At 55.2% G+C, this 26,042-nt stretch carries 25 protein-coding genes; 14 read left to right on the forward strand and 11 right to left on the reverse strand.

Translation table 11 applies throughout. The features are described 5' to 3' along the window. Window positions 1–9: 9 nt before the first annotated feature. Genes dnaQ through ACN0X0_RS07190 form a run of 4 tightly spaced genes read right to left on the reverse strand, consistent with a single transcriptional unit; the run spans window position 10 to window position 2,771 of the window. Complete coding sequence (dnaQ, locus tag ACN0X0_RS07175; RefSeq protein ID WP_417262431.1) at window positions 10–750, reverse strand: DNA polymerase III subunit epsilon; 741 nt, start codon at window positions 748–750, stop codon at window positions 10–12. After that, complete coding sequence (coaE, locus tag ACN0X0_RS07180) at window positions 743–1,342, reverse strand: dephospho-CoA kinase (RefSeq protein ID WP_417278595.1); 600 nt, start codon at window positions 1,340–1,342, stop codon at window positions 743–745. Before coaE ends, dnaQ begins: the two co-directional genes overlap by 8 nt. Next, on the reverse strand, window positions 1,339–2,169 hold the full coding sequence (locus ACN0X0_RS07185) for a shikimate dehydrogenase (protein WP_417278596.1): 831 nt from the start codon (window positions 2,167–2,169) through the stop codon (window positions 1,339–1,341). Before ACN0X0_RS07185 ends, coaE begins: the two co-directional genes overlap by 4 nt. Beyond that, entirely contained in the window at window positions 2,166–2,771 is a 606-nt protein-coding gene (locus ACN0X0_RS07190) for a Maf family protein (protein ID WP_417278597.1), read from the reverse strand. The genes ACN0X0_RS07185 and ACN0X0_RS07190 overlap by 4 nt, the downstream gene beginning before the upstream one ends. Before the next feature lie 394 nt (window positions 2,772–3,165). On the opposite strand from ACN0X0_RS07190, the gene hemJ reads away from it, so the two are divergent. The 7 genes from hemJ to ACN0X0_RS07225 all read left to right on the forward strand — a co-directional run bounded on the left by hemJ (window position 3,166) and on the right by ACN0X0_RS07225 (window position 10,546). Continuing rightward, entirely contained in the window at window positions 3,166–3,618 is a 453-nt protein-coding gene (gene hemJ, locus ACN0X0_RS07195; protein WP_417278598.1) for a protoporphyrinogen oxidase HemJ, read from the forward strand. A 126-nt stretch (window positions 3,619–3,744) separates the two neighbouring features. Continuing rightward, window positions 3,745–5,016: a transcription termination factor Rho gene (gene rho, locus ACN0X0_RS07200; RefSeq protein WP_226551665.1), complete on the forward strand. Its 1,272-nt coding sequence runs from the start codon at window positions 3,745–3,747 to the stop codon at window positions 5,014–5,016. A 27-nt stretch (window positions 5,017–5,043) separates the two neighbouring features. Continuing rightward, on the forward strand, window positions 5,044–6,330 hold the full coding sequence (gene mnmE, locus ACN0X0_RS07205; protein WP_417278599.1) for a tRNA uridine-5-carboxymethylaminomethyl(34) synthesis GTPase MnmE: 1,287 nt from the start codon (window positions 5,044–5,046) through the stop codon (window positions 6,328–6,330). A 23-nt stretch (window positions 6,331–6,353) separates the two neighbouring features. Continuing rightward, window positions 6,354–8,222: a tRNA uridine-5-carboxymethylaminomethyl(34) synthesis enzyme MnmG gene (gene mnmG, locus ACN0X0_RS07210; RefSeq protein ID WP_417278600.1), complete on the forward strand. Its 1,869-nt coding sequence runs from the start codon at window positions 6,354–6,356 to the stop codon at window positions 8,220–8,222. After that, window positions 8,222–8,839 carry a 16S rRNA (guanine(527)-N(7))-methyltransferase RsmG gene (gene rsmG, locus ACN0X0_RS07215; protein ID WP_417278601.1) on the forward strand — a complete coding sequence of 206 codons (618 nt, stop codon included), beginning with the start codon at window positions 8,222–8,224 and terminating at the stop codon, window positions 8,837–8,839. The genes mnmG and rsmG overlap by 1 nt, the downstream gene beginning before the upstream one ends. Beyond that, window positions 8,832–9,632: a ParA family protein gene (locus tag ACN0X0_RS07220; RefSeq protein WP_417278602.1), complete on the forward strand. Its 801-nt coding sequence runs from the start codon at window positions 8,832–8,834 to the stop codon at window positions 9,630–9,632. The genes rsmG and ACN0X0_RS07220 overlap by 8 nt, the downstream gene beginning before the upstream one ends. A 2-nt stretch (window positions 9,633–9,634) precedes the next feature. Continuing rightward, entirely contained in the window at window positions 9,635–10,546 is a 912-nt protein-coding gene (locus tag ACN0X0_RS07225) for a ParB/RepB/Spo0J family partition protein (protein ID WP_417278603.1), read from the forward strand. On the opposite strand, the gene hemW is transcribed toward ACN0X0_RS07225, so the two are convergent. Genes hemW through rph form a run of 4 tightly spaced genes read right to left on the reverse strand, consistent with a single transcriptional unit; the run spans window position 10,543 to window position 13,416 of the window. Continuing rightward, a complete protein-coding gene (gene hemW / locus ACN0X0_RS07230; RefSeq protein ID WP_417278604.1) occupies window positions 10,543–11,700 on the reverse strand; it encodes a radical SAM family heme chaperone HemW in 1,158 nt (385 codons plus the stop codon). The two genes, ACN0X0_RS07225 and hemW, sit on opposite strands and share 4 nt — an antisense overlap. A 2-nt stretch (window positions 11,701–11,702) precedes the next feature. Then, window positions 11,703–12,086, reverse strand: coding sequence for a RidA family protein (locus ACN0X0_RS07235; protein WP_417278605.1), 384 nt, complete (start codon window positions 12,084–12,086; stop codon window positions 11,703–11,705). Beyond that, window positions 12,083–12,703 (reverse strand): RdgB/HAM1 family non-canonical purine NTP pyrophosphatase, encoded by a 621-nt coding sequence (rdgB, locus tag ACN0X0_RS07240; RefSeq protein ID WP_417278606.1) that lies wholly within the window; start codon window positions 12,701–12,703, stop codon window positions 12,083–12,085. The genes ACN0X0_RS07235 and rdgB overlap by 4 nt, the downstream gene beginning before the upstream one ends. After that, complete coding sequence (gene rph, locus ACN0X0_RS07245) at window positions 12,703–13,416, reverse strand: ribonuclease PH (protein ID WP_417278607.1); 714 nt, start codon at window positions 13,414–13,416, stop codon at window positions 12,703–12,705. Before rph ends, rdgB begins: the two co-directional genes overlap by 1 nt. A gap of 121 nt (window positions 13,417–13,537) precedes the next feature. Here rph and hrcA point away from each other — a divergent pair, with 121 nt between their 5' ends. From hrcA to ACN0X0_RS07260, 3 genes are read left to right on the forward strand one after another with little or no spacing between them, the layout of a single operon-like run. Then, entirely contained in the window at window positions 13,538–14,602 is a 1,065-nt protein-coding gene (gene hrcA / locus ACN0X0_RS07250) for a heat-inducible transcriptional repressor HrcA (RefSeq protein WP_167601177.1), read from the forward strand. 11 nt (window positions 14,603–14,613) lie between these two features. Next, a complete protein-coding gene (locus tag ACN0X0_RS07255) occupies window positions 14,614–15,192 on the forward strand; it encodes a nucleotide exchange factor GrpE (protein ID WP_226551697.1) in 579 nt (192 codons plus the stop codon). 60 nt (window positions 15,193–15,252) lie between these two features. Next, window positions 15,253–16,314: a TPM domain-containing protein gene (locus ACN0X0_RS07260; protein ID WP_417278608.1), complete on the forward strand. Its 1,062-nt coding sequence runs from the start codon at window positions 15,253–15,255 to the stop codon at window positions 16,312–16,314. Window positions 16,315–16,324: 10 nt separating this feature from the next. On the opposite strand, the gene mutS is transcribed toward ACN0X0_RS07260, so the two are convergent. Next, window positions 16,325–18,940, reverse strand: coding sequence for a DNA mismatch repair protein MutS (mutS, locus tag ACN0X0_RS07265; protein ID WP_417278761.1), 2,616 nt, complete (start codon window positions 18,938–18,940; stop codon window positions 16,325–16,327). Between the two features lie 167 nt (window positions 18,941–19,107). Between mutS and ACN0X0_RS07270 the strand changes: the two genes are divergently transcribed. Beyond that, window positions 19,108–21,372 (forward strand): NADP-dependent malic enzyme, encoded by a 2,265-nt coding sequence (locus tag ACN0X0_RS07270; RefSeq protein WP_417262416.1) that lies wholly within the window; start codon window positions 19,108–19,110, stop codon window positions 21,370–21,372. A gap of 17 nt (window positions 21,373–21,389) precedes the next feature. Further along, complete coding sequence (locus ACN0X0_RS07275) at window positions 21,390–22,265, forward strand: ribokinase (protein ID WP_417278609.1); 876 nt, start codon at window positions 21,390–21,392, stop codon at window positions 22,263–22,265. 72 nt (window positions 22,266–22,337) lie between these two features. Here the strand turns inward: ACN0X0_RS07275 and ACN0X0_RS07280 are convergent, their stop codons facing one another. Further along, on the reverse strand, window positions 22,338–23,564 hold the full coding sequence (locus tag ACN0X0_RS07280; protein ID WP_226551705.1) for an argininosuccinate synthase: 1,227 nt from the start codon (window positions 23,562–23,564) through the stop codon (window positions 22,338–22,340). A gap of 148 nt (window positions 23,565–23,712) precedes the next feature. On the opposite strand from ACN0X0_RS07280, the gene ACN0X0_RS07285 reads away from it, so the two are divergent. Continuing rightward, the gene (locus tag ACN0X0_RS07285; protein ID WP_417262414.1) at window positions 23,713–24,465 is read left to right on the forward strand and encodes a hypothetical protein; all 753 of its coding nucleotides are present in this window, start codon (window positions 23,713–23,715) and stop codon (window positions 24,463–24,465) included. Then, window positions 24,458–25,708 carry a threonine ammonia-lyase IlvA gene (gene ilvA, locus ACN0X0_RS07290; RefSeq protein ID WP_417278610.1) on the forward strand — a complete coding sequence of 417 codons (1,251 nt, stop codon included), beginning with the start codon at window positions 24,458–24,460 and terminating at the stop codon, window positions 25,706–25,708. Before ACN0X0_RS07285 ends, ilvA begins: the two co-directional genes overlap by 8 nt. Before the next feature lie 5 nt (window positions 25,709–25,713). Here ilvA and ACN0X0_RS07295 read toward each other — a convergent pair whose 3' ends face one another. Then, on the reverse strand, window positions 25,714–26,034 hold the full coding sequence (locus tag ACN0X0_RS07295) for an Hpt domain-containing protein (protein WP_417278611.1): 321 nt from the start codon (window positions 26,032–26,034) through the stop codon (window positions 25,714–25,716). Between the last annotated feature and the right edge of the window lie 8 nt (window positions 26,035–26,042).

A 26,042-nucleotide genomic window follows, 5' to 3' on the forward strand; every position in this document is an offset into this window, starting at 1 on the left:
GCTCTCGACTTAATTGAACTTATTCCAAATCGCGCCGTCGCCCAAGCCCTCAACGAAAGAGGCATGGGCGGCGGCTTCTTCGTCTGTGATCCGGGGCGGAAGAGGTGCAGGGCGACGCGTCGGTCGCCAGTTTTCGTCAATCTGAGACGAAGCGTCTTTCTTTTGTGATTTCGAAGGCGCAAGCACGAGATCGGGCTGACGCCCGCCGATCAGCTCAAGATAAACCTCCGCCAGAATTTCAGAGTCGAGCAAAGCGCCGTGTAGCGTCCGCGACGAGTTGTCGATGCCAAATCGGCGACACAGCGCATCGAGCGTCGCAGGAGAGCCGGGAAATTTCTTGCGCGCCATCGCCAATGTATCGACTGCGCGATCAAAGGGAATTTCCGGCAGGCCGATCCAGCTCAGCTCAGCATTCAGGAATTTCATATCGAAGCTGGCGTTGTGGATGATCAGTTTCGAATCCGTGCCGATGAAATCGAGAAATGCCTGACCCACCGCTTTGAAAAACGGTTTGTCGGCGAGGATCACTTCGCCATCCTTCGGCGGGCGCGGGGGCTGCAACAGGTCGGGACCGATGCCGTGCACGCCAAAAGCGCCGTCCGGCATGTGGCGATCCGGGTGGATATATTGGTGGTAGGTGTTGCCAGAAGGCATGTGATTCACGAGCTCAATCGCCCCGATTTCCACGAGACGATCGCCGCTGAACGGATCAAATCCGGTGGTTTCGGTATCGAGAACGATTTCACGCATCGGAAAGTTGCCCCTTTAGAGTGGAAAGCACATCATGCACCTGGGCTTTGGCGGCTTCAAGGCTTGTGGTTTCGATCACGAAATCCGCGCGGGCGCGTTTCTCAGAATCCGGGAATTGTTTGCTCAGAATGGCTTCGAAATGGGCTTCGGTCATGCCGGGTCGGGCAAGAACGCGGGCGCGTTGCGTTTCGGGATCAACCGAGACAACCACGATGGCATCTACATGTTGATCGCCGCCGGTTTCGAACAGAAGCGGGATGTCGACGAGAATCATCTCGACCGCACTGTTTTCGATGAAATTCTTACGATCCTGCGCGACCAAGGGGTGCACGATCTTTTCGATCTGTTTCAAAGCGTTGGGATCATTCGAGATGATCTCCTTGAGCCGTGTTTTCGACACGCTGCCGTTCTCAATCGCCTGAGGGAATTGCTCCGCCATGGGCACAACCGCAGCGCCCCCCTGATCGTACAGCCGGGCCACGGCGGCATCGGCATCCCAGACAGGTACGCCTGCGTCCGAGAACATCTTCGCCGTGGTGCTTTTGCCCATGCCGATAGAGCCGGTAAGACCGATAATGAAGGGCTTTGTCATGAGGAGAGGATGAATTGGCGTGTGGCGTCGTCGACTTCGGGGCGCTTGCCAAACCAACGCTCAAACCCCGGCGCGGCTTGGTACAGCAACATGCCAAGACCATCGACGGTTTGACAGCCTTTCTCAGCGGCGCGGTCCAGAAAAGCGGTGCGCAGCGGCGTGTAGACGATGTCAGTGACCACGGCGTCAGAGCTCAGATGATCGAAGGGGATTTTGAGCTCAGGTTGACCCTTCATTCCAAGCGCAGTGGTGTTCACAACCGTGCGCGCACCTTTGAGCATATCCCCCGCGTTCACCCATTCCACAACCGAGATTTTCGTCCCGAATTCGGCCCGAAGCGCGTCAGAACGTGTTCTTGTCCGGTTGGCCAGTCGGATTTCCGGCACACCGACGTCCAAAAGAGAGGCAATCACCGCGCGCGCAGCACCACCGGCACCCAAGACGACTGCGGGGCCGGATTTCGGGTCCCACTCCGCATTGCAGCGCAGGTTCTCCACGAAACCATAGCCATCTGTATTGTCCGCATGAAGTTTTCCATCTGAGCGGAAAATCAACGTGTTCGCCGCTCCGATCAACGCGGCACGATCCGTGACGATGTCGGCCAACCCGAGAACGGCTTCTTTATGGGGGATCGTAACATTCGCGCCGACAAAGCCCATTTTCGGCATCATCTGCAGTACTTCTGCGAGATCCACTTGCTCGATATGCAGAGGCACGTAATGGCCAGGGATCTGATAGCGAGACAGCCAATAGTTATGAAGCTTTGGCGACTGGCTATGAGAAATAGGCATGCCAATCACGCCGGCCACCGGAATTTTGTCACTCATGATGCGATCACTCCCCTTTGTGCAAGATATGCCAAAAGTGGCAGCAGGGGCAAACCCAGCACCGTGAAGTAATCACCATCAATGCGCGAAAAAAGACGCACGCCTTCGGCCTCCAGCATATAGGAGCCGACACAATACTGAACCTGATCCCAATTCCGCGTCAGGTAATCGTCGAGATAGGCGTCAGAAAAATTATTCATCTCAAGGCGAACTTCGCCAACATGGCGCCATTTTGGCTCACCATTTTCATAGATCACGGCGGCAGACAAAAGCTTGTGCCGCTCGCCGCGCATCTCTTTGAGCTGTGCGCGGGCCTCGTCGATGTTTTGCGCTTTGGAGATCAGCTTGCCTTTGAAAGACAGCGTTTGATCACAGCCAATGACCATGGCGCCCGGATGTTTCATGGATACTTTGCGTGCCTTGGCCTCCGCCAGAGCATCGGCGATGTCTCGGGGTGTTGCGCCATCGTTAAGGAGCGCTTCTTTCACCGTTTCTTCATCAATTCGTCCGACAGTAACATCGAAAGAGAGCCCTGCATTTCGAAGCAAGGTCTGCCGGATTTCGGACCCCGAGGCGAGGATAAGCTGTTCCGGGCTGTTCATAGCTCTGTTGAAAACTCCTGTGTGAGTGCGGGTATCAAAGCGGTGTTTTTCGGTCTTTTAGCGCAGCCGGGGATAAACCGATAGTTCCACGCACTCCTCACCTCTCTTTATCACCGTGAGTAAGACATTTTGCCTCTGGATGTAAAAGTAACAATTTCCCGACACCTTCGAAACTCATCCCCTGATGTCGACAGAAATCAAATTTCAACGTTTTGATTTATATGGTAAATTTCATCTTATCCTGAGCTGTGGATAAGAAATATGACGTTTTCAAGAGCTTGGAAAACCCTGTGTAAAACTCAATAATCCAGATTATCCACAGGCCCTACAAAATCATCATCCTTTTCTTTTTCTTTTATTATTTTATTTAGAGAGAAACGAAGGGGCACCTCTTATGGGCGATATTCTCGCAAGCATTTATCCTTGGACAAAGTCTATGCATGTCATTTCCATCATCGCATGGATGGCTGGCCTGTTTTACCTTCCACGTCTTTACGTCCGTCACACCGAAAGCGTGACCCTAGGCACGGAAACCGATCTTCTCTTTCAGGATATGGAAAAAAAGCTCCTGAAAATGATCATGAACCCTGCGATGATTTCCAGCTGGCTCTTTGGCCTCTGTTTGGTTTTCACGCCCGGTATCGTCGATTGGACGGCTGGCTGGTCCTGGATCAAAGCTGTGAATGTGCTTGGAATGACCTGGTTTCACATGTGGTGCGCCGCACGTCGTAAGGATTTCACCACGGGCACAAACACGCGAACCGGCCGTCATTACCGGATGATGAATGAGCTTCCGACGCTGTTTATGATTTTCATCGTGGTGATGATTATCGCCAAGCCATTCTGAGAAAGATTGACTTAACTGACTTCTGTTTCTATCACTCTGCCAAACCCGCGCCGTCCGGCGTAGGGATTCTCCACTGAGACATGACTGAAAGACCCGCGTGATACACCGGTCCAATTGGATTTTTCTATGAGCGACACCACTCTCAATCTGGCTGATTTGAAAGCCAAGAGCCCCAAAGACCTTTTGGCGATGGCCGAAGAGTTGGAGATCGAAAATGCCTCGACCATGCGTAAGGGCGAGATGATGTTCTCGATCCTCAAGGAACGCGCGGAAGATGAGTGGGTTATTTCCGGGGACGGTGTGCTTGAGGTGCTCCAAGACGGTTTCGGCTTTTTGCGCTCTCCTGAGGCGAACTATTTGCCGGGTCCCGATGACATTTACGTCTCCCCCGATGTGATCCGCCAACATGGTTTGCGCACCGGTGACACGGTCGAGGGTGTGATGCATGCGCCGAACGAGAACGAGCGCTATTTTGCCATCACAAAGGTGACGTTGATCAACTTTGAGGAGCCTGAGAAGGCCCGTCACAAGATCAACTTTGACAACCTCACGCCGCTCTATCCGGATGAGCGCCTCAAGATGGAGATCGAAGATCCGACCATCAAGGACCGCTCCGCCCGCATCATCGACCTCGTGTCGCCGATCGGGAAAGGCCAGCGTGCGCTGATCGTGGCGCCGCCGCGCACGGGTAAAACCGTTTTGCTGCAAAACATCGCGCATTCGATCGAAACCAACCACCCTGAGTGCTATCTCATCGTGCTGTTGATCGACGAACGCCCCGAAGAGGTGACGGACATGCAGCGCTCCGTGAAAGGTGAGGTGATTTCCTCGACCTTCGACGAACCTGCAACCCGTCACGTCGCCGTTTCCGAGATGGTGATCGAAAAAGCGAAACGCCTCGTTGAGCATAAGCGTGACGTCGTCATTCTTCTCGACTCGATCACGCGTCTTGGCCGTGCTTTCAACACCGTTGTGCCGTCCTCTGGTAAGGTGCTCACGGGGGGTGTGGACGCCAACGCCCTGCAACGCCCGAAACGCTTCTTCGGTGCGGCCCGGAATATCGAAGAGGGTGGCTCCCTGACCATCATCGCAACCGCCCTGATCGACACCGGGTCGCGGATGGATGAGGTGATCTTTGAAGAATTCAAAGGGACCGGCAACTCCGAGATCGTTCTGGATCGTAAGGTCGCCGATAAACGCGTCTTCCCGGCCATGGACATCCTCAAATCCGGTACGCGGAAAGAAGATCTCCTGGTCGATTCCAAAGATCTTCAGAAAACCTACGTTTTGCGCCGTATCCTGAACCCGATGGGCACGACGGATGCGATTGAGTTCTTGATTTCCAAGCTCAAGCAGACCAAAACCAACAGCGAATTCTTCGACTCGATGAACGCTTAAATTAAAGGATATCAATAGGTTAAACCTATGGATACGATTTACGCCCTCGCATCTGCCCGCGGGAAAGCGGGTGTCGCAGTGGTCCGGATTTCCGGGCCGCTTGCGTTTTGGGCTGTCGAAAAGCTGGCGGGGGATGTGCCAGCTCCACGTCGAACGGCTCTGCGTGTTCTGAAAAATGCGGACGGCGTGATGCTCGACGAAGCTTTGGCGATCTGCTTTGAAAAGGGCGCGTCTTTCACCGGGGAAGAGAGTGCTGAGCTTCAACTTCATGGCTCTGTGGCGATTATCAATGCCGTGCTTCAAACACTCGCCGAGTTGGACGGACTGCGTTTGGCTGAAGCGGGGGAATTCACGCGCCGGGCTTTGGAAAATGAACAGCTCGATCTGGCGCAGGTCGAGGGTCTCGCGGATCTCATTGAGGCGGAGACGGAGGCTCAGCGTCGCCAGGCGTTAAAGGTTTTCTCTGGTGCGCTCGGCGAGAAGGCGGAGCGTTGGCGGGCGGCTTTGCTCCGTGCCGCGGCCTTGATCGAAGCGACGATTGATTTCGCCGACGAAGAGGTTCCGACGGACGTTTCGCCCGAGGTTCTGGAATTGATCGCGCTGACGATGATTGAGCTCGAAGAAGAGATCAAAGGTGCAAAAATGGCGGAGCGTATCCGGGATGGCTTTGAAGTTGCCATTGTTGGCCCACCGAATGCGGGAAAATCGACGCTTTTGAACGCGCTTGCGGGGCGTGAGGCGGCAATTACGTCTGAGTTTGCTGGCACGACGCGTGACATTATCGAAGTTCGTATGGATTTACAGGGCCTGCCTGTGACGCTCCTCGATACGGCTGGCCTTCGGAAAACCAGTGATGTGGTTGAAGCGATCGGCATTGATCGTGCAAGAAGCCGTGCAGCGCATGCTGATTTGCGGGTGATCTTGCTTCCAAATGCTGATGCCGAGCCTGAAATGACTCCAAAATATGGTGATCTTGTTTTGATCGGCAAGGATGATAGCGGTGCTTATCCGCAGTCCGTTTCCGGTAAAACCGGGCAGGGCGTTGATCTTATGGTGGCTCATATCGCGACGACACTTTCAGATCGCGCCTCCGATGCCTCCTCAGCTATTCGTGAACGCCATCGTGTTGCAATTCAGGACGCGCTTGTCTCTATGGAATCAGCGCGAAATGAGGTATTGCTCGGCGGTGAACGTGCTGAGCTTGCGGCCGAAGAGCTGCGTCGCGCGGTCTATGCGCTGAACTGCCTTGTGGGGCGGATTGATGTCGAGAACATTCTTGGAGAGATTTTCTCCAGTTTTTGCATCGGGAAATGAATGAAAACCGAGGAGTGTTTCACGTGAAACATACCGACTTCGATGTCGTCGTCGTGGGTGGCGGCCATGCTGGATGTGACGCTGCGGCTGCTTCTGCTCGGGCAGGGGCTCGGACGGCGCTGATCACTTTGCGGAAAGATGGCATTGGTGTGATGTCCTGTAATCCGGCCATTGGCGGTTTGGGAAAAGGTCACCTGGTGCGCGAGATTGATGCACTTGACGGGGTGATGGGGCGCATCGCGGATAAGGCCGGGATTCAATTTCGGCTTTTGAACCGCCGAAAAGGTCCAGCGGTTCAAGGTCCGCGTGCGCAGGCTGATCGCAAAATTTACCGCACAGAGATGTTGGCGGAGCTGGAGGCGACCGAAAATTTTACGATCATCGAAGCAGAGGTCGCTGATCTTTTGCTGAGCGGCGATGTTGTAAGTGGCGTTGTTTTCGGTGATCAATCTCAGATTAAAGCGGGTGCGGTGGTTTTGACTACCGGTACTTTCTTGAATGGTTTGATCCATATTGGCGAAGAAAAGCGTCCGGGCGGTCGGATCGGTGACAAACCCTCTGTTGCTTTGGCGGAACGTCTGTATGGGCTCGAGCTGCCGATGGGGCGTCTGAAAACCGGCACGCCGCCACGTCTGGATGGCAAGACCATTGCTTGGGACATTCTCGAAGAACAGCCGGGTGATGAAGACCCGGTGGTATTTTCCTTCCTGAACAGCAAACCGTTTGCGCGTCAGGTGTCCTGCGGCATCACACATACGAATGAAAAGACTCACGACATTATTCGCGAAAACCTGTCTCGGTCTGCAATGTACGGTGGCCATATTGAGGGCGTAGGTCCGCGGTATTGTCCGTCTATCGAAGATAAGATTGTCCGTTTTGCGGATAAGTCGTCTCACCAAATCTTCCTGGAGCCGGAAGGGGTGGATGACGACACGGTTTATCCGAACGGCATTTCCACCTCTCTGCCGCTCGAAGTGCAGGAGGCCTATGTGCGTTCTATTCGTGGTCTGGAGGATGTGAAAATTCTCCAGCCGGGGTATGCGATTGAATATGACTATGTAGATCCGCGCGCGCTCCGATTGACTTTGGAGTTGCGCGATGTTCCGGGACTTTTCTTGGCAGGTCAGATCAATGGGACAACCGGCTATGAAGAAGCAGCCGCACAAGGTCTTGTGGCAGGATTGAATGCAGCACGTAAATCTATGGGCAAAGATGGTGCAACATTCGCACGATCTGAAAGCTATATCGGTGTGATGATTGACGACCTTGTGACGCGTGGTGTGAGTGAACCTTACCGTATGTTCACGTCTCGCGCGGAATTCCGTTTGTCTTTGCGGGCAGATAATGCCGATCAACGTTTGACGCCGCTGGGTAAGGATTTGGACTTGGTTCATGAGCCCCGTGCGCAGGCTTTTGAGAAAAAGATGGAAAGCCTCTCAAAAGGCCGGGCTTTGCTTGAGAAGGAAAGTTATACGCCAAAAGAGCTTAGCGCGGTTGGCGTAACTGTAAGTTCAGATGGCTCTCGCCGTACGCCTTATGAAGTTCTGGCATTCCCGAATGTCACGTTTGAAAACATCATTTCGCTAAACCCTGAAATCGCAGGAATTTCGCGTGAGATACAGGAGCAATTGTCTCGCGATGCGCTCTATGCAAATTACATCGAACGCCAACAGCGCGATGTTGATGCAATGAAACGGGATGAGCTTCAGGTTATTCCGGATGATTTCGATTATTCGGTGCTCAGTGGACTTTCGAACGAATTGCGTAGCAAACTGACTTTGGCTCGACCGCAAACTATTTCTCAAGCGGGCAGGGTGGAAGGCATGACGCCAGCCGCTGTCACCTTGATCCTTGCACGGTTGCGTCAATCGCAAAGAGAGAAAGCATCCTGATGACTTCACTGAAGTTTGCTGATTTCGATGTTTCACGTGAAACATTCGAGCGGTTGGAAACCTATCTGGCTTTGCTTCAAAAATGGAATCCCGCAATCAATCTTGTGGCAAAATCGACGATTGAGCGCGCATGGGAACGCCACTTTGTGGATTCAGCACAAGTGTTTCGAATTGCGCCAACGCCGCTAAACCATTGGTGCGATTTAGGAAGTGGTGGTGGCTTTCCTGGGCTAATTTGCGCGACTTTGGCTAAGGAGTTTTCTCCTGAGTTGACGTTCACAATGGTGGAATCCGATCAACGCAAAGCTACGTTTTTGAGAACTGTTGTTCGAGAGCTGGATCTCAATGCAACAGTCAAATCAGAACGCATTGAAATGCTTGAGCCGATGAAGGCAAATCTTATTTCAGCGCGGGCTTTAGCGTCACTTCCGAAGCTTTTGGAATATGCTGAACGCCATTTGGCGCCGGGCGGACATGGGGTGTTCTTAAAGGGGGTTTCTTTTCGTGAAGAACTCGCCGAATCCCTTGAAAGCTGGCGCTTCAGCCACGAAGAATATGCGAGCGTAACGGATGCAGAATCCGTGATTCTGCTGATCGGAGATATAGAACGTGTCTGACCTTTCCCGTCCCATGGGCCCGAAAATCATTGCCGTTGCAAACCAGAAAGGCGGGGTTGGAAAAACGACGACAGCGATCAATCTCGCCGCGGCTCTAGTGAAAAATGGCTGTCGTGTGCTTGTTGTCGACCTTGATCCTCAAGGCAATGCCTCCACTGGCTTGGGCATTGAGTCGGAAAATCGCGGCTATACGACTTATGATCTCATTCTCGGCGAGGTCGATTTACATGAGGTGATTCAAACGACTGAGTTTGAAAACCTTTGGATCTCTCCCGCGACAATCGATCTCAGCTCTGCGGATATTGAGATGGTCACGAATGAAAAGCGCAGTTTCCTGCTGCATGATGCTTTGCGGCAGCATGCGATTGATGATTTCGCTTTCGATTTTATCCTGATCGACTGTCCGCCATCTTTGAGTTTGCTGACGGTGAACGCAATGGTGGCGGCCGAATCCGTTTTGGTGCCATTGCAGAGCGAGTTCTTTGCTTTGGAAGGACTTTCCCAGCTCATGCTAACCGTGCGCGAAGTTCGCCAAACGGCAAATTCTAAACTGCGTATCGAAGGTGTTGTGTTGACCATGTATGATCAACGCAACAACTTGTCCCGTCAGGTCGAGCTGGATGCGCGTGACAACCTTGGGGATTTGGTGTTTGAAACCGTAATTCCGCGCAATGTGCGTATCAGTGAAGCGCCGTCTTTCGCTTTGCCCGTTTTGGATTATGATCCGATGTCGAAAGGCAGCTTAGCCTATCAGGCGCTGGCGAAAGAAGTGATTGCGAAAAAAGGACGATAAAAATGGCAAATCCGAGCAAACCTAAAAACCGAGGTCTTGGGCGTGGCCTTTCTGCTTTGATGGCGGATGTGGCACAGGATACGCCTAACGAACAATCTTCTCAGAATGAGCCGCGTCGGGCCGATATGTTGGTGCCGATTGAGAGAATCGTACCAAATCCTGATCAGCCGCGACGGACGTTTAATCAGTCAGCACTCGATGAACTGGCCGATTCCATCCGTGAAAAAGGCGTTATTCAGCCTTTGATCGTGCGCGAAAGTTCTCGCAAAGCAGGCGAATATGAAATCGTGGCGGGTGAGCGTCGTTGGCGCGCATCTCAGATTGCGCGTTTGCATGAGCTTCCGGTTTTGGTGCGGGAATATTCCGATACTGAGGTGCTCGAAGTCGCCATTATCGAGAACATTCAACGCTCTGATCTTAACGCGATCGAAGAGGCGGCTGGCTATCAGCAATTGATGGAGCGATTTGGGCATACGCAAGAAAAGCTGTCCGATGCTTTGGGGAAAAGTCGAAGCCATATCGCCAACCTGATCCGACTTTTGAACCTCCCGAGCGATGTTCAGGCGTTTGTGGTGTCAGGCCAGTTGTCGGCTGGCCATGCGCGGGCTTTGATCACAGCTGAAGATCCCTCAGACTTGGCGAAACAAGTCATTGAGGGCGGCCTTTCAGTGCGGGAAACGGAGCGCTTGGCGAAGGCTGAAAAGACACCAAGTCAGCCCAAAACTGCGAAATCCTATAAATCTCCGGACAAAGATGCGGATACGCGGGCGCTTGAGTCCGATCTTTCCGCAGCAATCCGGATGAAGGTGCATATTGATCATAAGGATGGCACTGAGAAAGGTGTGCTTTCGGTGTCCTATGATTCTTTGGATGAGTTGGATGCTCTCTGTGGCATCCTATCCCGCGGCGCTTAAAAATCCGGGATCAGATCGCGAATGATCGCGTTCAGAACTGGCCGACCTTTCTGGGTGACAGAAAGGCGGCCATTTTTGATTCTGACGAAGTCATCTTCAATCAAGTATTTGTTTTCAATAGTAAAGTCTTGGCCCAAGAGGGTTGAAATCCGCGCAATATCGATGCCTTCGGTGATCCGGAGCCCCATCATCAGATATTCGATGGCTTGATCGTATCCACTTACAGTTTCACGTGGATTTTCGCCGTGACCGTTTTGAGAAACGGATGTCAGCCATTGAGTTGGGGCGAGGGGCATATCGATGGCGTATTTCTGACCACTCAAGGTAAGTCGTCCATGTGCGCCAGGACCAATTCCCGCATAATCGCCATAACGCCAATAAATGAGATTATGGCGGCTCTCAGAGCCATTTTGGGCGTGATTAGAGACTTCATAAGCAGGCATTCCAGCCTTTTCACACTCTTCTTGCGTGACGAAATACATGTCCGCCGCGCTGTCGTCAGAGGGCAGGCCACGTAAAAGTCCGCGATCATAGCGATCACCGAAGGCGGTGCCTTGTTCGATGGTCAGCTGATAGAGTGACAGGTGATCGACGGCCATGGAGAGAGCTTCGCGCAATTCCGTCCGCCAAGCGTCTGGCGTTTGTCCTTGTCGCGCATAAATCAGATCAAAACTCACACGATCAAAGGTATTTCGGGCAATATCGAAAGCTTTTCGCGCCTCTGACACAGAATGCAGGCGCCCGAGGCGTTTCAAATCCTCGTCATGAAGCGACTGAATGCCCATGGAGACACGATTGACGCCAGCGTCGCGATAGCCCTGAAAACGACCGGCTTCGACAGAGGTCGGGTTGGCTTCGAGTGTGATCTCGACATCATTCGCAAGTGTCCAACAGTCTCGAACCTTGCTCAAAATGGCATTTACGAGCTCTGGATCCATCAAAGACGGTGTGCCGCCTCCAAAGAATACGGTGTTCAACACGCGGCCAGATGTTTCCCGTGAAACACGCTCGATCTCGGACAGATAAGCGCGCTCCCATGCGGATTGATCAATCGTCGCGGCCACATGGGAGTTAAAATCACAATAGGGGCATTTCGCCTGGCAAAACGGCCAATGGATGTAGAGGCCAAAGCCCCCGTTTTGCCAGTCTTCCATGATTATCCCTTGAACGCCGTGATTTCGATTTCGATCAGCATCTCGGGTTTGATGAGATCGGCAACGACCATGGTGGCCGCAGGGCGAATATCGGCGAGGAATTCGCCCAAAGCCGGGACAACTTCATCCACCAAAGCGGCGTCGGTGATCGTGTATTGCACACGCACCGCGTCTTTCAGTGAAAACCCTTCGCCTTCCAGCACGCCGGAAATGGTTTTGAAGCAATTGCGCGCCTGATCGGCGATGCTCTCCGGCATGGTCATCGTGCTGTAATCGTAGCCGGTGGTGCCGGACACGAAACACCAGTCGCCTTGTACGACGGCGCGGGAATAGCCCATGACTTTTTCGAAATTAGAGCCGGAGGAGATCAGTTTGCGGGTACTCATTTAGCGAGATCCTTAAAGGGTCCGGAGACCAGTTGACGAAACGCATCGGCGCGATGGCTCATGGCCTGTTTGCGCGCTGGATCGATTTCTCCGAAGGTTTGTGTTTCACCTTCGGGGACGAACATCGGGTCATACCCAAAGCCGCGCTCGCCACGCGCGGGCCAGACGAGGTGACCTTTGACTTTGCCTTCGAAAACCTCGTCATGGCCATCAGGCCAGGCGAGGCAGAGCGTGCAACAGAACTGCGCGGTGCGGGGGTCGGCTGTATTCACCTCTTCGAGACGGTCCCAGACCTTTTGCATTGCCATCGGGAAATCGCGGCCATTGGGGGTTTCTGCCCAATCGGCGGAATAGACGCCCGGCGCGCCGTCAAGACCGTCAACTGCGAGGCCACTGTCATCGGAGAGGGCCGGGAGCCCGCTGGATTTGGCCGCAAAATGCGCCTTGATCCGGGCATTTCCGACAAAGGTGTCTTCGGTCTCGTCCGGTTCTTCGAACCCGAGATCACCGGCGGAGATCACCTCGATCCCGAAGGGTTCCAAAAGCTCCGCGATTTCGCGAAGCTTGCCTTTGTTGTGGGAGGCGAGAACCAGCTTTTTACCGTCGAATGCGCGCATCACGCCACCGCAGCGTTTTGAGCCGAAACCAGCTCAGAAACGCCTTTTTCGGCAAGATCGAGCAATTCGTTCATCTGCGCGCGCGAATAGGTGGCGCCCTCGGCACTCATTTGGGTTTCGATCAGCTGACCGTTGGCAAGCATGATGAAATTGCCGTCCACGCCAGCCTCGGAATCTTCCGGGTAATCGAGATCGAGCACAGGTTGACCGGCATAGATGCCACAGGACACAGCCGCCACATTCGAGATCAGCGGATCGGAAGTGAGCGCGCCGGATTTCAAAAGCTTGTTCACCGCCAAACGCAGGGCAACCCACCCCCCGGTGATTGACGCACAACGTGTACCGCCATCGGCCTGAATGACATCACAGTCGACGGTGATCTGACGTTCGCCAAGGGCCACGCGATCCACGCCCGCGCGCAGGGAACGCCCGATCAGACGTTGAATTTCAACGGTACGCCCACCTTGCTTGCCCTGGGTCGCCTCACGACGCATCCGCGAGGAGGTCGAGCGCGGCAGCATGCCGTATTCGGCGGTCACCCAGCCCTGGCCCGAATTGCGCATAAAGGGCGGCACGCGCTCTTCGATCGTGGCGGTGCAGAGAACATGCGTGTCGCCGCAACGGATCAGACACGAGCCCTCGGCATGTTTCGTCACGCCGGTCTCGATTGAAATCGGCCGCATTTCGTCTAAATTTCTACCTGAGGGTCGCATGCTATATCCTTCCGCATCTGTTGCGGCAGACATACCGAACAGGTGCTCAGACGTGCAAGCCTCATTGACCCTCGGTCTCGATGTCTTTTAATGGCAAAGGGTTTCGGAAGACGCAGGAAGAATGACGGATCGTGTAAATCTCATCGCTGAAATGAATGACCGGTCGCGCGAAGTGTTTCGCCGCGTGGTCGAGGGCTATCTTGAAAGCGGCGGACCTGTGGGGTCGCGCACTCTGACGCGGACGATGAGCGAAAAAGTCTCCGCCGCAACCGTGCGCAACGTGATGCAGGACCTCGAATATCTCGGGCTTTTGGACAGTCCGCATGTGTCCGCGGGGCGGGTGCCGACACAGCTTGGGCTGCGTTTGTTTGTGGACGGGTTGTTGGAGGTCGGCACGGTCACCGATGATGTGCGCGAAAAGATGGAATTGACCATCCGCAACGAACATCACGATGTGAACGGGGCCTTGGACCGTGTCGGGTCGGCTCTGTCGGGTTTGACACAAGGCGCCAGTCTTGTGTTGGCGCCTAAACACGAAGCGCCTGTTAAACATGTGGAAATCGTCAATCTCGCACCGGACCGTGCGCTGGTCGTGTTGGTCTTTGCCGACGGTCATGTCGAAAACCGCATCTTCACGCCGCCGATGGGGCAAACGCCGTCCTCGCTGCGGGAGGCGACGAATTTCCTGAATTCTCTAGTTGAGGGCAAAACGCTCTCTGAGCTGCGGACGACGGTGGAACGCGAGATCAAAACACGGCGGCAGGAGCTTGATAGCCTCGCTGCCGATCTGATCGAAAACGGTTCGGCGTTTTGGGAAGGTGAGGGGTCGCATTACGAGCGCTTGATCGTGCGCGGGCGTGCCAATCTTTTGGGGGAAAGCGCTGAGGCCGAAGAGCTTGATCGCATCAGAAGCCTGTTCGACGATCTCGAAAAGAAACGCGACATTGCGGAATTTCTCGAACTGACCGAAGATGGCGAAGGCGTGCGCATTTTCATTGGCTCAGAGAACAAACTTTTCTCACTTTCGGGTTCCTCTTTGGTGGTTTCTCCATATATGAACGCTGAACGAAAAATTATCGGTGCCGTGGGTGTCATCGGGCCGACTCGCCTCAACTATGGGCGGATCGTGCCGATTGTCGATTACACGGCCCAACTTGTCGGACGGATTGTGTCCGGCAAGGCTTGAAAAGGTGAAACATGACGGATCCGAAGAAAGATATGTCTGAAGAGATCAAACGCCCGACTGAAGAAGAGATCATCGACATCACCTCTGATGAGGCACTTGAAGATCCGGAAACTGGCGATCTGTCCGAGGAGCTCGAACAGCTCCGCGCAGAACGCGATGAATTCCGGGATCGTTTCATGCGTGCGGTGGCCGATGCGGAAAACTCCCGCAAGCGTGCGGATCGTGATCGTCGCGAGGCGGAAAACTATGGTGGGTCCAAACTGGCCCGCGATATGTTGCCGGTCTTCGACAACATGAAACGCGCGATTGATGCGATTGCCGAAGATCAACGCGAAACGCAGGCCGCCCTGATCGAAGGGATCGAGCTGACCATGCGTGAGCTTTTGAACACCTTCTCGAAACACGGCATTCAGATCGTGAACCCGGAAGTGGGCGAGACCTTCGATCCGCAAATTCACGAAGCCATGTTCGAGGCCCCCGTGCCTGGCACCAAAGCCGGTGACATTATCCAAGTTATGAACGTGGGTTTCATGATCCACGACCGCCTGCTGCGCCCGGCACAGGTTGGGGTGTCGTCGACGCCCGCGTAAAAAGGTTTTCCCGGAAACTGAGCTTTGCTAAAGCCCTCGTATCTTGCGAGGGCTTTTTCTATGCGTGTTATCCGTCTTTTGTTGCTTTTGATCCTGATGCCCTTCTCTGTCGTGGCTCAGGATTATCCAGAGTATCGTGATATCTATGTCAATGATTTCGCTGATATTCTCTCGAATGAGGTCGCGGATGACATCCATGATCGCCTCATGGAATTACGAGAAGAGACGGGGATCGAGTTCACGGTCGTCACGATCTATGAAATGCGTCGTTACGGTCATACGGGCGCGATTGAACCCTTTGCGACGGGGCTTTTCAACGAATGGGGTGTTGGCAACGCTGAGCGGAACGATGGGGTGATGATGCTTGTCTCTCTGTGGGATCGCAAAGTGCGCCTGGAGGTTGGTTCTGGCTACGGCACGCGTATGAATGACCCGATGCAAAAGGTGATCGACGATGACATCCTGCCGTATTTTCGCGACGACGCCTATGAGGAGGGCATTTCAAACGGTGTCAATCATACGATCCTGGCTGTGACAGGGTCTTGGCCGGGTGAATACGATGCGAGTCCATGGGTGAGGGCGACCAATATGATTGGCCGCATGGTCAATTCCGTCGTGCAGGGGCTCGGCAATTGGATTTTTGCCATTCTGGCGGCTCTTTTGCCGTTTCCCTATCGGGCCTATCGCCGTTGGAAACGCAATCACCCTCGTATTTGTCCCAATGACGGTCATCAAATGACGCGTCTGGATGAGGCCTGGGAGGACAACCACCTCCAGAAAGGACAGATCACCGAAGAGGATTTGAAATCCGTCGATTACGATGTCTGGGAATGTCAGACCTGTCAGCACATCACCATCGAAGGCTATCGTGCGTGGTTTTCGTCCTACTCCGTTTGCCGAAATTGCGGGTATCGCACCGTTGAGGGCGACACCACCATTCTCGAACATGCGACCACATCGTCAACGGGCCGCAAGCGCATCGATTACCATTGTCACAATTGCGGCGATGCCTATTCCGTTGAACGCACCATCCCGCGCAAAAGCTCAAGCTCCTCTTCTTCGGGGAGCAGCTCGTTTGGCGGCGGTTCGTCAAGCGGCGGCGGGGCAAGCGGAAGCTGGTGACGCGTGGCGCCTAGTCCAGCTTCGCTTTCAAATCATAGAGCACTTGAAGCGCCTCACGCGGGCTCAGATCATCCGGCAAAATCCCCTCAAGAGCCTTTTCAACGGCACTCTCTTTTTGCGCCACGGGTTTTGGCGCGGGCGGCATCGCGGCGAAGAGCGGAAGATCATCAATGATCGCTTTGGGATTGGCGGCATTCTCGGACTGACCTTTTTCCAAAGCCTCCAAAACGGATTTCGCGCGCTCGACCACGGCATCTGGCAGGCCCGCAAGTCGGGCGACTTGCACACCGTAGGACCGATCCGCTTTGCCCTTGATCACCTCATGAAGGAAAATCACTTCGCCTTCCCATTCCTTGACCGACACGGTGGCGTTTTCTGCGCCTGACAGTTTGTCGGAAAGACTGGTCATTTCGTGATAGTGCGTCGCAAACAACGCGCGGCATTTGTTGACATCATGCAGATGCTCAAGCGTCGCCCAAGCGATCGACAAGCCGTCATAGGTCGCCGTGCCGCGCCCGATTTCATCCAAAATCACGAGGGCTCGGTCGTCGGCCTGATTGAGGATCGCGGCGGTTTCAACCATTTCCACCATGAAGGTCGAACGCCCGCGTGCCAGATCGTCAGAGGCACCGACGCGGGAGAAAAGTTGGGACACAATGCCGATATGTGCGGAGTCGGCGGGCACATAGGAGCCAGCCTGAGCAATCAGGGCAATCAACGCGTTTTGGCGCAGGAATGTCGACTTACCGGCCATGTTCGGCCCGGTCAAAAGCCAGATCGCGGCGCCCTCATGTCCGTCAGACAGGTCACAGTTGTTGGCGACGAATTTGTCCCCGCCTTGCTTGCGCAAGGCACGTTCCACAACGGGATGACGACCGCCGGAAATCAAGAATTCTCGACCCAAATCCACCTGAGGACGGGTCCAACCTTCGCTCACAGAGAGATCGGCAAGCGCTGTGATCAGGTCCAGTTCGGCCAGCGCGCCAGAGGCATCGTTGATTGCAGGGGCCTGTTCCAAAATCGCCATGCGTAGTGTCTCATAGAGGCGTTTTTCGATCTCAAGCGCGCGCCCACCGGCGTTGTGGATTTTTGTCTCCAGCTCGGAAAGTTCCAGCGTTGTGAACCGCACCTGATTGGCGGTCGTTTGACGGTGAATGAAGGTTTCCGACAAGGAATGCATTTTTTCGGCGTGCGTCGAGGTGGTTTCGATGAAGTAGCCGAGGACATTGTTGTGTTTGACCTTGAGCGACTGGACGCCGGTCATCTCTGCATATTTCATCTGTAGGGAGGCAATCACACCGCGCCCTTCGTCGCGCAGAGTGCGAGATTCATCGAGCTCTTCGTGATACCCGGCGGCGATAAATCCGCCGTCCCGCGCGAGCAGGGGTGGTTCCGCAACCAGAGCCGCATCGAGCAAGTCAATCAGTTCGGCTTGACCTGTCAGAAATGCCATTTTCTGCTGGATTAGGGTCGAAACTGGCGCATTTTCAAGTAGATCATAGATGTTTTCCGCCTGTGACAGACCATTGCGAATGGCCGCCAGGTCGCGCGGACCTCCACGTTCAAGCCCGAGACGTGACAGCGAGCGTTCCATGTCCGGAACCTTCCGCAGCGCGTCGCGCAGCGCTTGGGCGGTTTGGGTATTTTCAATCGCAAAAGAGATCGCATCGAGCCGTGCGGAGATCGTAGAGACGTCACGCGATGGGCTCGAAAGCCGGCGCTCAAGAAGACGCCCACCTGCGGCCGTCACTGTGCGGTCCATCGTGGCAATCAACGATCCTTCGCGACCGCCAGACAGGGCATGCGAAATCTCAAGATTGCGGCGGGTCGAGGCGTCGATCTGCATCGCACCGCGCAAGGACTCACGAATGGGGCGTCGCACGAGTGGCAATTTACCCTTTTGCGTGATGTCGAGATAATCGACGATCGCGCCCATGGCGGCCACTTCGGGCAGGGTGAACTGGCCGAAGGCCTCGAGAGACGAGACGCCGAAGAGGGACGTCAGTCGCGTTTGCGCCGACGTGCTGTCAAAAGACGCGCGCGACAATTCGGTGATGCGATCAGAGAAATCAGGCACAAACTCGGCCCAATTCGCTTCATTCACCTCAGATACGACGATCTCCGAGGGGTTGAGGCGCGCAAGCTCCGGCCCCAGACCCACAAGCGGGCAGGGCATCACATGAAAGGCGCCGGTCGAGATGTCGATCCAGGCCAGCGCACTCTCTTCGCGAATTTCCGCATAGGCGGCGAGGTAGTTGTGACGTCGCGCATCCAAGAGCGTGTCTTCGGTCAACGTGCCCGGCGTCACCAGACGCACGACGTCACGTTTGACCACGGCCTTGGAGCCACGCTTTTTCGCCTCACTCGGGTCTTCGAGCTGTTCGCAAACGGCGACTTTGAAGCCCTTGCGAATGAGGTTGAGCAAATAGGTCTCGGCGGCATGAACCGGCACACCGCACATCGGAATGTCATCGCCCGCATGTTTGCCGCGTTTCGTCAGCGCGATGTCGAGCGCCTCTGAAGCGGCAATCGCATCGTCAAAGAACATCTCGTAGAAATCGCCCATGCGATAAAACAAAAGCGCATCGCGATGACGCGCTTTGATTTCGAGATATTGCGCCATCATCGGCGTTGCGGCGGGCGTTTCGGTGGCCAAGATGCAGTTCCCTGTCTGATTTCGCCCCAACTTAACGACCCAATATGTGGCGTAAAGGGCCAGATCGCGTTCTTTTTGTTGAGACCGAGGCAGGGTGTGGGTAAGTAGTCCGAACTGATGGCGAGGAGGCCACCCGAATGTCCAAAATCAAACAAACGCGCGAAGAAGCGCTCGCATTTCACATGGACCCGCGTCCCGGCAAGTTCGATGTCGCACCGAGTGTGCCGATGACGACACAGCGGGACCTGTCGCTGGCCTATTCCCCGGGCGTAGCTGTACCTTGCGAAGAAATCGCGAAAGCGCCGGAAACGGCCTATGACTACACGAACAAGGGCAACCTCGTTGCGGTGATCTCGAACGGGACAGCGGTTTTGGGCCTTGGCAATCTCGGCGCTTTGGCGTCCAAGCCGGTGATGGAGGGCAAGGCGGTTCTGTTCAAACGCTTTGCCGACGTGAACTCCATCGACATCGAGCTGGACACCGAGGATCCCGAAGAGATCATTCGTGCTGTGCGCCTCATGGGGCCGAGCTTTGGCGGGATCAACCTTGAGGACATCAAAGCGCCTGAGTGTTTCATCATTGAGCAACGTCTCAAGGAAGAGATGGACATCCCTGTTTTCCACGATGACCAACACGGCACGGCGGTGATCTGTGCGGCCGGCTTGATCAACGCGCTGCACATCTCCGGCAAGAAAATCGAAGATTGTAAGATTGTCCTGAACGGGGCTGGTGCCGCCGGGATCGCTTGTCTTGAACTGGTCAAGGCCATGGGCGCGAAGCATGACAATTGCATCATGTGCGACACCAAAGGCGTGATTTATCAGGGCCGTACCGAAGGTATGAACCAGTGGAAATCGGCTCACGCGGCGGTCACCGATGCGCGCACCTTGGGCGAAGCGATGGTGGATGCTGATGTGTTCCTTGGTGTGTCGGCCAAAGGCGCCGTGACCCAGGATATGGTCAAAAGCATGGCGCCCAATGCCGTGATTTTCGCCATGGCGAACCCCGATCCGGAGATTACACCTGAAGACGCGCATGAGGTGCGTGATGACGTGATCGTCGCGACCGGGCGCTCGGATTATCCGAACCAGGTGAACAACGTCTTGGGCTTTCCCTACCTGTTCCGCGGGGCGCTCGACATCCATGCCCGTGCCATCAACGATGAGATGAAAATCGCCTGCGCCGAAGCTCTGGCGGCTCTGGCGCGCGAAGATGTGCCGGATGAGGTGGCCTTGGCCTACGGCCGCAAACTGACCTTTGGCCGCGATTACATCATTCCGACGCCGTTTGATCCGCGTTTGATTTACACGATCCCGCCCGCTGTCGCGCAGGTCGGCATGGATACGGGCGTGGCTCGACGTCCGATCATCGACATGGAAGGCTACGCGCAGGACCTTCAGGCCCGGATGGACCCGACGGCGCAAATCCTTCAGGGACTTTATGCGCGCGCGCGTCAGGCGCAGGCGACGATGGTCTTTGCTGAGGGCGACGATCCGCGTGTTCTGCGCGCGGCTGTGGCCTATCACCGGGGCGGTTTCGGACGTGCTCTGGTCGTCGGTCGGACCGAAGACGTGCGGGCCAAACTGCAAGAAGAGGGTCTTGGCGAAGCAATGTCCGAGATCGAAATCGTCAATGCCGCCAACACGCAGCACCTCTCTGAGTATAAGGATTTCCTTTATAAACGTCTGCAACGTACAGGTTTTGACCAAAAGGACATTCACCGTCTGGCCGCCCGTGACCGTCATGCGTTTTCCGCTTTGATGCTGGCGCATGGCCATGCCGACGGTCTCGTCACCGGAGCGACGCGCAAATCCGCGCATGTGCTTGATCGGATCAATTCGGTATTCGATGCGAAGGCGGAAGATGGCGCCGTGGGCGTCACTGCCGTTTTGCACAAAGGCCGGATCATTTTCATTGCCGACACTCTCGTGCATGAATGGCCGGAAGAGGAAGATCTCGCTGACATCGCCACCGCCGCCGCCGCCGTGGCGCGCAAGATGGGGATCGAACCGCGGGTGGCTTTCGTCTCCTTCTCGACCTTCGGTTATCCGGTCTCTGAACGGGCCAACAAAATGCACATCGCGCCGCAGGTGCTCGACAAGCGCGGCGTCGATTTCGAATATGATGGCGAGATGACCGTCGATGTGGCGCTGAACCCCGATGTCATGTCGGCCTATCCGTTCTGTCGCCTGTCTGGGCCTGCGAATATCCTCGTGGTGCCGGCGCGCCACTCCGCGTCGATTTCGGTGAAACTGATGCAGGAAATGGCCGGTGCGACCGTCATTGGTCCGATCTTGACCGGTGTCGACAAGCCGATTCAGATTTGTTCAACGGTTTCGACTGTAAACGATATTCTGAACATGGCCGTGCTTGCCGCGTGTAAGGTGGGTCAAACGACGTAAAAAGTGGGAGGCGTGTTATGGCGATCTTTAATCTCGGTTCGGTGAATATCGACCATTTCTACATGCTTCCGCATTTTCCCGAACCCGGAGAAACCCTTTCTGCGACGGGCCATAAGCTTGGCCTGGGTGGAAAGGGTATGAACCAATCGGTCGCGGCCGCGAAGGCCGGGGCTGAGGTGTTTCATATCGGGGCTATTGGCCAAAGCGACACCTGGGTTCGTAAGCGGATCGAAGGCTATGGCGTGAACTGCAAATACCTGCGCGAGGTCACCGAGGCGACGGGGCACGCCGTGATCTATGTCGATCCCGAGGGCGAGAACATGATCGTGCTCGATCCGGGCGCGAATGTGAAACAAGACAGCGAATTTGTTGTCGAGGCGATTGATCAGGCAAAGGCCTCAGATACGCTTTTGCTGCAAAACGAAACCAACCTGCAACCCCAAGCTGCGACTTTTGCTTTGGTCAAAGGCATGCGGGTGATCTATTCGGCGGCACCGTTTTCGATCAAAGCCGTGAAAGAACTCATCCCCGACGTCTCCATGCTGGTGATGAATTCGGTCGAAGCCTCTCAGCTCTGCACCGAAATGGGCGTGTCTTTGGAGCAAATCCCCGCGCCACAAGTCATGGTGACCTTGGGCAGCCAAGGCGCCATGTGGCGCTCGAATGAAACGGGTGAGGTGATCGAGGTGACATCGCCGAAAGTCACGCCGGTCGACACCACGGCGGCAGGGGACACCTACATCGGCTATGTCGCCGCCGGGCTCGATCTTGGCATGCCGATCAAGGCCGCGATGGAATGGGCGGTTCAGGCGGCGGCGTTGAAGGTGACGCGCGCCGGAACGGCGGACGCGATCCCCTCGGCTGATGAGGTGAAAAGCTTTCGCGCGGCCTAAATCAATTCGAAGACCTAAATAAAAAGGGCGCCCAAGTGGACGCCCTTTTATCATCTCGAGATTGGTAAATCGTTATTTCTTCAAACGACGGTTCCGTGCGGCCAGAAGTTTCAGGCGCAGCGCGTTGAGCTGGATAAAGCCCGCGGCGTCTTTCTGGTCGTAAGCGCCTGCATCGTCTTCGAAAGTCACATGCGCTTCGGAATAAAGCGAGGCTTCGGACGACCGGGCCACGGTGAAGGCAGAGCCTTTGTAGAGTTTCAGGCGCACATTGCCGGAGACATGTTCTTGCGATTTGTCGATGGCGGCCTGAAGCATTTCACGCTCCGGCGAGAACCAGAAGCCGTTATAGATCAGCTCGGCGTAACGCGGCATCAGGCTGTCTTTCAGGTGACCTGCGCCGGAATCGAGTGTGATTTGTTCGATGCCACGGTGTGCTTCCAACAGGATCGTACCGCCCGGGGTCTCATAGATGCCGCGCGATTTCATACCGACGAAACGGTTCTCGACGAAATCGAGACGGCCGATGCCGTGCTTGCGACCGTATTCGTTCAGTTCGGTCAGGATCGTCGCCGGGCTCATCGCCACGCCGTTGATCGCTACCGCATCGCCTTTTTCAAAGGTGATCTCGATGAACTCGGGTTCGTTCGGCGCATCTTCGGGGTGAACCGTGCGCTGGTAGACGTAATCGGGCGCTTCTTGTGCCGGGTCCTCAAGCACTTTGCCCTCGGACGAGGTGTGCAGAAGGTTCGCGTCGACGGAGAATGGCGCTTCGCCACGTTTGTCTTTCGCGATCGGGATTTGGTTCTGCTCGGCGAAGTCCAAAAGTTTGGTGCGCGAGGACAGATCCCATTCCCGCCAGGGTGCGATCACTTTGATGTCGGGGTTGAGCGCGTAGGCAGAAAGCTCGAACCGCACCTGATCGTTGCCCTTGCCGGTCGCGCCGTGAGCGACGGCATCGGCACCGGTGGCTTCTGCGATCTCGACAAGACGTTTGGAGATCAGCGGACGCGCGATGGAAGTGCCCAGAAGGTAAAGGCCTTCGTAAACGGCATTGGCGCGGAACATCGGGAAGACGAAATCACGCACGAACTCTTCGCGCACGTCTTCGATGTAGATGTTTTCCGGTTTGATGCCGAGCATCTCAGCCTTTTTTCGCGCCGGGTCCAGTTCCTCACCTTGGCCGAGATCGGCGGTAAAGGTCACAACCTCACAGCCATATTCGGTCTGGAGCCATTTCAGGATGATCGAGGTATCGAGGCCGCCGGAGTAGGCGAGAACCACTTTTTTGGGCGCTGACATGAGACTTTCCTTTTGCGGATATCGCACGGGCGATTATCGGGTTTTCGTCCTGAGGGCAAGGTTTGAGCGGGGTTTCGCGCCAAGAATGCTTTAGCTCAGAGGGGAAAACCACTAAGACCGTCGGGTAAGTTGATCGAAAAGGGTTATCATGACGGGCTTTATCCTCTTTCAGAACGCCGTGTTGCGTGTTCTGCGCCACCTCGACGAAGCATTGGCTGTATCTGGTCTAATCTGGATCGGAATTTTGATCCTGCAGATTTTGGTCTTTGGGTCGGTGGATATGGAAGGCCTCGCGGCGGGCGATCCGGAGGCGGTCTCCGGCAATGGCCTGATGTTGCTCTTCGCTGCGAATATCGTGATGGCGGTCGGCTCGTGTTGGATCGCAGTCGAGTGGCACCGCTATGCGCTTGAGGGCAAACGCCCGACCTCGGCTTTCCCGTCCTGGAGTGGTGGGCGCATTTTTAGCTACCTTATCCTGTCCATCGTGATGGGCCTGTTGGTTGGCTTGTTGATCGTTCTTTGGGGAGGGGTTTTTCTGTCCTTGTTTGGCGGAATTTTGCCCCAGTCTGTTGGTGCCCTGTTCCTTATCGTGCTTGTCGGCTTGCCGGCAGCCTTTGTGTTTTTTCGGATTTCGCCCATGTTGCCGGGGGTTGCCATTGGGAACAAGGTACCCATGGGTGAAGCATGGCGGGCCACGAAGCCTCACTCCGGCCCGATTTTGCAGGCCGCGATCCTGTCGGTTGCCGTGTTGATGGTCGTTCAAGTCATCGCCCCGGTGTTTGGCAGCGGTATCATTGGCCTGCTGTACGAATTGGCGGCGGGTTGGATTTTGCTGATGATCAACGTCAGCCTGTTGTCCTCGATCTATGAGTTGGCGATGAAGGGGCATTTGAATGACTGACCCGGACAATTTCGCGCAAAAGGCCCGTGAAGCGGAGACCTTGGTGCGGCGCCTTTTCGAGCCAACCCCCTGTCTGCGCAACGATCACCTGTCGCAAGCCTTTGATTGCGATGTCTGGCTCAAGCGCGAAGATTTGACGCCGGTGCGCTCTTACAAGCTGCGCGGGGCGTGGAACGCGATGATCAAGGCGCGTGAAAAAGACCCGAACATTGGGCTTTTCGTCTGTGCCTCCGCCGGAAACCATGCCCAGGGCGTGGCCTTTGCCTGTCGTCAGTTCGGTGTGCGCGGCGTCATCTTCATGCCGGTCACCACGCCACAGCAAAAGATCGATAAGACCAAAGTCTTCGGCGGTGACATGGTCGAAATTCGCCTTGTTGGGGACTATTTCGACAACACGCTTGAAGCCGCGAAAACCTACTGCGCAAGTGAGGACGGCCATTTTCTTGCGCCTTTCGACGATCTCGATGTGATCGAGGGGCAGGCCACGGTTGCGGTCGAATTCATGTCCCAAATGGTGCCTGATGTTGTTGTTCTTCCCGTCGGAGGCGGCGGTCTTTCCGCAGGCGTCGTGTCCTATCTCAAAGCGACGGCACCACAGGCCGAGGTCTATTTTGTCGAACCGATGGGGGGGCGTTCACTCAAAGCGGCGGTTGCTGAGGGGCATCCTGTCACTTTGTCGGATGTCGATAGCTTCGTAGACGGTGCCGCCGTCGCGCGGATCGGGGAACTGCCCTTCGAGAGTCTGAAGAATATTTCACCCGATCACATTCTGGCCTGCCCGGAAGATCGCATTTGCTCCACGATGCTGGAGATGCTGAACGTCGAAGGTATCGTTTTGGAACCCGCTGGCGCACTCTCGGTTGATGCGCTTCAGGACATTCGCGAGCAGATTCGGGGCAAACGGGTCGTTTGTGTGACCTCTGGCGGGAACTTCGATTTCGAACGTTTGCCGGAGGTGAAGGAGCGGGCCCAGAGATTCCGCAATCTCAAGAAATACTTCATCCTGCGTATGCCGCAGCGGCCCGGCGCTTTGCGCGAGTTTCTCGATATGCTCGGAACCAATGACGACATCGCGCGCTTTGAATATCTCAAGAAATCAGCGCGAAATTTTGGCTCGGTCTTGATTGGGATTGAGACGGATAATCCGGATAATTTCGCGCATTTGTTTGAGAAAATGGATGCCGCAGGTTTGGTTTATCGGGATATCACAAATGATCAGGCGCTTGCGGAATTTGTTCTCTGAAAAATTTACGCTGCGGATTTGCTTAAGAACTCCGCGCGTGACTCTGCGTAGCTGTTGAATATTTTCGGCAGGTCGACCCCATCCGTTTGCCCCTGTCTTGCCGCAGCTTCCCCCTCGTAACAAAGGGACGAAAACGCAGCAAACCCGAGGTTCAGGGAGCTGCCCTTTAGAAAATGCAAATCCTGCTCCAGCCGGGATGCATCCGGCTGGGCTTGCATGCGTGCGATTGCCTCGTCGACCTCTTCGAGGAACAGCTCGACCACCTCCTGGAAGTCTTCTGCACCCACTTCGTCACGCAATTCTTCGACTCGATTCCAGTCAATCATATGGCTCT

It is taken from the genome of Celeribacter sp., assembly GCF_048270365.1.
Classification (GTDB): Bacteria; Pseudomonadota; Alphaproteobacteria; order Rhodobacterales; family Rhodobacteraceae; genus Celeribacter.